Annotated in this window: 7 protein-coding genes; 1 reads left to right on the top strand and 6 read right to left on the bottom strand. The window is 76.0% G+C overall.

Features of this window, described 5'->3' with window-relative positions; all coding sequences use genetic code 11:
* The 6 genes from VGB14_20295 to VGB14_20320 all read right to left on the bottom strand — a co-directional run.
* On the bottom strand, positions 1-546 hold a 546-nt coding region (locus VGB14_20295), incomplete at its 3' end, for a glycosyltransferase 87 family protein (GenBank protein ID HEX9995274.1).
* Positions 543-1541 (bottom strand): polysaccharide deacetylase family protein, encoded by a 999-nt coding sequence (locus tag VGB14_20300; protein ID HEX9995275.1) that lies wholly within the window; start codon positions 1539-1541, stop codon positions 543-545. The genes VGB14_20295 and VGB14_20300, both read right to left, overlap by 4 nt.
* Positions 1538-2842 (bottom strand): NAD(P)/FAD-dependent oxidoreductase, encoded by a 1305-nt coding sequence (locus VGB14_20305; GenBank protein ID HEX9995276.1) that lies wholly within the window; start codon positions 2840-2842, stop codon positions 1538-1540. The genes VGB14_20300 and VGB14_20305 overlap by 4 nt, the downstream gene beginning before the upstream one ends.
* On the bottom strand, positions 2839-3453 hold the full coding sequence (locus tag VGB14_20310; GenBank protein HEX9995277.1) for an acyltransferase: 615 nt from the start codon (positions 3451-3453) through the stop codon (positions 2839-2841). Before VGB14_20310 ends, VGB14_20305 begins: the two co-directional genes overlap by 4 nt.
* Complete coding sequence (locus VGB14_20315) at positions 3450-4451, bottom strand: Gfo/Idh/MocA family oxidoreductase (GenBank protein HEX9995278.1); 1002 nt, start codon at positions 4449-4451, stop codon at positions 3450-3452. The genes VGB14_20310 and VGB14_20315 overlap by 4 nt, the downstream gene beginning before the upstream one ends.
* A complete protein-coding gene (locus tag VGB14_20320) occupies positions 4451-5695 on the bottom strand; it encodes a DegT/DnrJ/EryC1/StrS family aminotransferase (GenBank protein HEX9995279.1) in 1245 nt (414 codons plus the stop codon). Before VGB14_20320 ends, VGB14_20315 begins: the two co-directional genes overlap by 1 nt.
* Before the next feature lie 240 nt (positions 5696-5935).
* On the opposite strand from VGB14_20320, the gene VGB14_20325 reads away from it, so the two are divergent.
* A partial coding sequence (locus VGB14_20325; protein HEX9995280.1) for an EamA family transporter occupies positions 5936-6766 on the top strand: 831 nt, incomplete at its 3' end.

A 6766-nucleotide genomic window follows, 5' to 3' on the forward strand; every position in this document is an offset into this window, starting at 1 on the left:
GGCCACGCCCAGGCCGGCGAGGCCGGGGCGCCGGGCCGCGAGGTGGACGGCGACGACCACGCCGAGCATGACCTGGAAGGTGGCCTGCCCGAGGTACAGGGTCGCCTGGCCGGGCGCGCACAGCAGGACGGCGCCGACCACGCCGAGCAGGACGGGCATTGGGGCCCGCCGGCCCGACACCCGCACGAGCGCCCAGCCGAAGCCGAGGGCGAGCAGGAGGAGCACGCCGAGGTAGGCGACCTTGGCCAGGTCGTAGGGCAGCACGGCGAGGGGCAGGGCGAGCAGCAGCCAGGCCGGCAGGTAGAGGCCGAACTCCTGGAGGCCGGGCCGGCGGTCGAGGTAGCCGTGGACGTCGTAGGGGTTGTTGCCGGCGACGAGGTCGCGGACCGGCCAGTAGGCCGTGTCCCGGTAGTCCCGGAACACCTGGGGGGTCGGGTCGCCCGGCCGGGCCGCCGACCGGTCGGCCGGGCGGGCCAGGTCGACGGCGTTGACGAGCAGGCCGGCGAGGAACAGGAGGACGAGGCCGGCGGTGGCCGCCCGGCTCATCGCCCGGCCGTCTGGCGGAACCGGGGGGCGACGACGGGCAGGTCGGCGCCGGCCAGCCGCGCCGCGTGGCCGCCGAGGGTCAGCACCTCGAAGCGCTCGGCCATCGTCGCCAGGCAGGCCCGGACGAGGTCGCGCTTGCGCTCGCCGGGGAGGTCCATCCCCGGGAAGAAGCGCAGCCCGCCGCCGGCCTCGCCGAGGTCGTCGGCGCCGACGAGGTCGAGGGGGTGGAGCAGGATCGACGGGCCCACGCCGGCGGCCCGGCAGGCGGCCAGGGCGGCGGAGAAGTAGGCGGTCGCCGCCCGCCGGCCCACCCGCTCCAGGTAGAGCACGTAGCTGAGGTGCATCGGCACCCTGGCCCCCGGGAACGTGGTCACCGGGATCTCGAGCAGCCGGCCCTCGGGCAGGTCCCAGCGGTAGGGCGCCACCGGGCGCAGGCCGTCGGCCGCCGCCCCGAACAGCGCCGACCGCTCGGCCTTCTGCTCCTCGGTCAGGCGGGCGGTCCGGAAGTAGTAGGCCCGGGCGACGGGGCCGACGAAGGTCGGCAGGGTCGACGCGTCGTAGGCGTAGCCCCGGCGGGCGAGGGACCGCAGCAGCGGCTCGGACACGCTGTAGCCCGGCCCCCGAAAGCCGGTCGGCCGCACGCCGACGGCCGCCTCGATGGCCGCCTCGGCCCGGTCCAGCTCGTCCTCCAGGCGCTCGTCGTCGTAGCGGTGGAGCCACGGCTCGTGGAGGAACGAGTGGTTCCCGACCTCGTGGCCGGCGGCGACGATGGCGCGGAGCGCGGCGCCGTCGGCCGGCTCCTCGGCGTCCCGGCCGACGACGAAGAACGTGATGCGCAGGTCGAGCCCGGCCAGCAGGTCGAGGGCCAGGGGGACGACCACGTCGAGGTAGCTGGGCCACGACCGCCAGGCGTCGTCGCCCCTGGTCTTCAGGTACGACCAGGCGTTGTCGAGGTCCAGGGAGAGGCTGGCCGGCGGGCGCTGGCGGCGGCTCACCCGGCCGCCGCCAGCTCCCCAGCTGCCCGCTCGGCCAGCCGGACCGTCTCGTCGACGTTGAGGGTCCCGTTCACGATGTGGGCGCTGTTGACGAGGTGCAGGCCCGGCACCGACGTGGTCGTCGGCGGCAGGGCGTCGGAGTACCCGAGGGTCGACACGGCGAGGACGTGGCGGACCCGCGACACCCTGGCGCAGCGCACGTCCTCGTCGGCCAGGTCGGGGTGCACCTTGCGGAGGTAGGGCAGGAAGCCCTCGACGATCTCGTCGTCGGGCGCGTCGAGCAGCGGGTCGTCGGGGGTGACGTACTTCGGGAGGTAGACGAGCGAGTGGCCGTCCAGCTGCTCGCGGTCGACGAGGGTCGTCATCTCGACGATGGCCGTGAACGGCAGGTCGTCGTCGGTCAGGTAGGTGAGGTAGTAGGGGCCGAGGGACCGGCGCAGCAGCAGGCTCACGCAGACGATCCCCTGGTAGCGCACGGCCTCCAGCCGGCGGCGCTCCTCGTCGCCGAGCTGCGGGCACAGCCGGGCGGCGAGGGGCGCGGCGGCGGTGACGACGACCCGGTCGAAGCGGCGGGTGGGCCCGTCGACGAGGTCGACCTCGACCCCGTCGCCCCGGCGCTCGACGGCGGCGGCCCTCGCGCCGGTGACGACCTCGACCCCCTCGCCGGCCAGCAGGTCGCCGAAGCGGTCGAGGACGCGGGCGTAGCCGCCGGGCACGTACCCGAACAGCTCCTTCTTCAGGCCGCTGCGCCGGGCCGCGTACAGCCGCTGGATGGTCGCCCAGATGAACGCCGCGGACGCGTGGCGGTGGTTCTCGCCGAGCTTCGAGCGCAGCAGCGGCAGCCAGAACCGCTCGTAGGTGCGGCGGCCCGACCAGCGGGCCAGCCAGTCGCCCACCGGCACCTGCTCCAGGCGCCGGCCGTCCCGGATGCGGGACCCGTAGACGATCGTGGCGCCCAGGCGGACCTTGTCGACCATGCGCAGCGGCGGGAAGCGCAGGAACTCGACCGTGTTCGACACCGAGTGGAGCCGGCCGTCGGCCCAGCAGCCGGTGCGGGTCTCCTTCCAGCGCAGCTCGTCCTCCAGCCCGAGCTCGGCCAGCAGGGCGCGCAGGCGGGCGTCGGAAAGGAGGGTGACGTGGTAGTGCCGGTCCCACACCACCCCGTCGAGGCTCCACGCCGACGCCAGGCCGCCGAGGGTCGGGGCCGCCTCGAGCACGGTCACGCGGTGGCCGGCCTGGGCCAGCCGGTGGGCCAGGGTGAGCCCGAGCATGCCGCCGCCGACGACCCCCCAGTGCGTCACTGCTCGACCACCCCGCCGTCGACGACCGCGTAGCGCCGCTCGCAGGCCGGGCAGGCGGCCGCGCCCTCCGACGCCCGGCCGTCCGCGAAGCGCCGCCACGGCTCGCCGCACCGGCAGACGAGCGCCACCGGCCGGGCCGGGTTGCCGACCACGAGGTGGAACTCCGGCACCGTGCGGGTCACGACCGACCCCATGCCGACCATGGCGAACCGGCCGACCTCGATGCCGCAGCCGACGACGGCGCCGGCCCCGATGGTCGCCCCCTGCCGCACGATCGTCGGCAGGGTCGACTCGTCGGCCTCCGACGGCCGCAGCTCCAGCAGGTCCGGCGTGGCGGCGCGCGGGTAGCGGTCGTTGGTGAACACCACGCCGGCGCTCACCATCACGCCGTCCTCGATCGTCACCCCGGCGCACAGGTAGGCGAGCGCGTTGATCTTCACCCGGTCGCCGACCACGACCCCGCCGGCGACGTAGGTCTTCTCCCCGACGATGCACTGCCGGCCGATCCGGGCGCCCGAGCGCAGGTGGACGTGGCTCCACACCGCCGTCCCCTCGCCCACCTCCACCCCGTCCTCCACGATCGCCGTCGGATGGACGAACGGGGCGCTCACGCAGCCGGGTCCACCGACCCGACCGCGACCCAGCGCCGCGACTCCATGGAGCGGTAGGCGGCCTCGACCACGGCCACCGACGCCAGCGCGTCCTCCGGCGTGATCAGCAGGTCGCCGACGCCCCGCACGGCGCCGGCGAAGCTCTCGAGCTGGCGGGCGTGGGCCACGACCTTGTCGTAGCCGTTGCCGAAGTCGACCCACGTGGGGCTGGCGTGGCGGCGGAAGGCGGACGCCCGCCACCCGACCCGGAGCACGCCCTCGGTGCCGTCCACCTCCACGTAGTCGTCGCGCTGCTTGTCGATGGCCCACGACAGCTCGATGGTCCCGACGGCGCCGCACTCGGTCCGCAGCAGCAGGGTGGCCGTGTCCTCCACGGGCAGGCCCTGCACCCGGCGGCTCTCGACGGCCAGCACCTCGGTGACCGGGCCGAGGAGGTAGCGGGCGATGTCGACCGAGTGGGTCCCGTTGTCGATGATCACGCCGCCGCCGGACACGGCCGGGTCGCCGTTCCAGCGGGAGCGCATGTCCACCCGGGAGGCGAACGTGTTGCGGTACTGCACGATCTCGCCGAGGATCCCGGAGGCGACGAGGCTGCGGGCCCGCACGAGGTCCTCCACGAAGCGGAACTTCGACGCCATCGTCAGGATCACGTCCTGCGCCTCGGCCGCGGCGAGCAGCTTGCGGGCGCCGACGAGGTCGACGGCGAGCGGCTTCTCGCACAGGACGGCCACGCCGTGGTCGACGAGCGACACGGCGACCTCGGGATGGCTGGCCGGCGGCGTGCAGACCACGGCGGCGTCGACCCCGTTGCCGGCCAGCAGCTCGTCGACGGACCCGCAGGCCCGGGAGCCGGTCTGCTCGGCCAGCAGGTCGGCCAGCTCGCGGCGGACGTCGACCACGGCGACGAGGTCGACCCCGTCGGCCAGGCGGAAGGCCTGCGCCCACGTCTGGGCGATGGCGCCCGCGCCGACCAGCGCGAACCGCAGCGGGCGGGGCATCAGCCCCGCACCTCCGCGAGGGCGGCCCGCAGGGCGGTCGCCAGGTGGTCCACGTGCGCCTCGGTCAGCCGCTCGCTCCAGGAGAGCACGAGCACGCGGTCGAGGGCGGCGAACGTGCCGGGGAAGCGCTCGGCCCGGTAGTCCACGGCCTCGGGCCGGGCCAGGGTGAACGGCCAGCGGCTGTCGCCGAACGTGCGCTGCTCGGCGAACACCTGGCAGCGGAAGGCCGGCTTCTGGATGTAGCGGGGCGCCGACGGCACCCCCCAGGCCCGCAGGGCGGCGCCGAGGGCGGGCGCGCCGCCGGGGACGACCTCGGGGTCGACCATCACGGCGTAGCGCCAGTACGAGTGGGTGTCGCCGGGGGCCACCGTCGGCGGCTCGAGGCCCTCCAGCCCGGCCAGCTGCTCGGTGAGCAGGTCGGCCATCGCGATCCGGTTGGCCACCCCGGCCTCCAGCCGGTCGAGCTGGGCGAGGGCGACCGCCCCCTGGAGCTCGGTCAGCCGGCCGTTCAGGGCGAGGAAGGTGTGGTCGGGGTGCTCGTCGCCGTAGCCCCAGGCCTTGTTGACCCACCGGCGGGCCCGGTCGGCGAGCGCCTCGTCGGACGTGGCGACCACGCCGCCCTCGCCGCAGGTGACGTGCTTGCCCTGCTGGAGGCTGAAGCAGGCGGCCAGGCCGAACGTGCCCACCAGGCGGCCCTGGCGGCGGGCCAGCCAGGCCTGGGCGCAGTCCTCGACGACCGGCACGCCGTGCCCGGCCGCCACGGCGGCGATCTCGTCGACCGGCGCCGGGTTGCCGAACAGGTGGGTGACGACGACGGCCCTGGTCCGGTCCGACAGCCGGTCGGCCACCGACTCGGCGGTGACGTTCCCGGTGGCCGGGTCGACGTCGGCGAACACCGGGATCGCGCCCTGGTAGAGCAGCGGGGCGAGGGCGCCCATGTCGGTGATCGGGGTGGTGACGACCTCGTCGCCGGGCTCGGGGTCGAGGGCGGCGACGGCGGCGTGCACGGCGGCCGTGCCCGACGCGGCGGCGACCGCCGCCGGCAGGCCGAGCAGCCCGGCCACGGCGTCCTCGAACCGGCGCACCATCGTGCCCTTGGTGCTGGTGAGCGTGCCGCTGTCCAGCACCTCGGCCACGAGGGCCAGCTCTTCGGGACCGAAGCTGCGCCCGCTGGCGTCCTGGTCCGACGGCAGGGGTGGTGCGACGGGCGCCGGGGTCGGCGCCGCGGCCTCACGGGCCAGCATGTGAACCTCGACCTCCCTCCACGGCCGGTCGCCAGCCGGCTCCTATCGACCACGCACTGTAGTTGCCCGAGCGCGGCACTGTCACGCCGCCCACGGACGGTGACTCGTCCTACCCACGGTCGGCACGTCCGAGTCTGCCCGGAGGATCGCCCGATCCTGCAGCCGGCCCGGCCCGGAAGGCCGCCCCGTCGGCCGTCGCCGACCGCCTGGGCGAACCGGCCCCGCCGGTAGCGTCCGGCGGTGGCCATCCTGCTCGGGCTCGCCGTCGCGGCCGCGTACGGGTCGGCCGACTTCCTCGGCGGCCTGACCTCGCGGCGGTCCCCGGTGCTCGCCGTGATGGCGACGTCCCAGGCGGCCGGGATCACCCTGCTGGCGGTCGTCCTCGCCGTGCTCCCCGACGCCGACCCGACCCGGCGCGACCTCCTCCTCGGGGCCGGCGTCGGCGTGGTCGGCTGCGTGGCGGTCGGGTTCCTCTACCGGGGCCTGTCCGTCGGGCGGATGAGCGTGGTCGCCCCGGTCACCGCCGTCGGGTCGGCCGTCCTGCCCGTCGCCTGGGGGGTCGTCGCCGCCGGGGAGCGCCCCGCCGCCCCTGCCGCGCTCGGCGTGGTGCTGGCCGTCGTGGCCGTCGTGCTCGTCGCCGGCTCGTCGGAGGCGGGCGGCGACGAGACCGTCGCCGGGCGCCCGCCGGCTGCGTCCCCGAGGACCGAGCTGCTGCTCGCCGCCGGCGCCGGCGCCGGGTTCGGGACGGGGTTCGTGCTGCTGTCCGAGACCGGCGACGACGCCGGCCTGTGGCCGGTCGCCGTGTCCCGGCCGACGTCGCTCGTCATCCTGCTCGTGCTGGCCGCCGCCACCCGCCGGTCGCCGCTCGCCGCCCGGCCCGACCGCCCCCTCGTCGCCCTGTCCGGCGTGCTGGACATCGCCGCCAACGCGCTGTTCCTCGCCGCCAGCCGGGCCGGCCTCCTGTCGGTGGTCGCCGCCCTCGCCGCGCTCTACCCGGCCGGCACCGTGCTGCTGGCCCGCGTCGTCCTCGACGAGCGCCTGAGCCGCACCCAGGCGGCCGGCCTCGCCGTC

The organism is Acidimicrobiales bacterium (genome assembly GCA_036399815.1).
Lineage (GTDB): Bacteria > Actinomycetota > Acidimicrobiia > Acidimicrobiales > DASWMK01 > DASWMK01.

Coding starts and splice junctions, on each gene's coding strand:
- VGB14_20320 (HEX9995279.1), bottom strand. CDS start 5,695: ATGCTGGCCCGTGAGGCCGCGGCGCCGACCCCGGCGCCCGTCGCACCA.
- VGB14_20315 (HEX9995278.1), bottom strand. CDS start 4,451: ATGCCCCGCCCGCTGCGGTTCGCGCTGGTCGGCGCGGGCGCCATCGCC.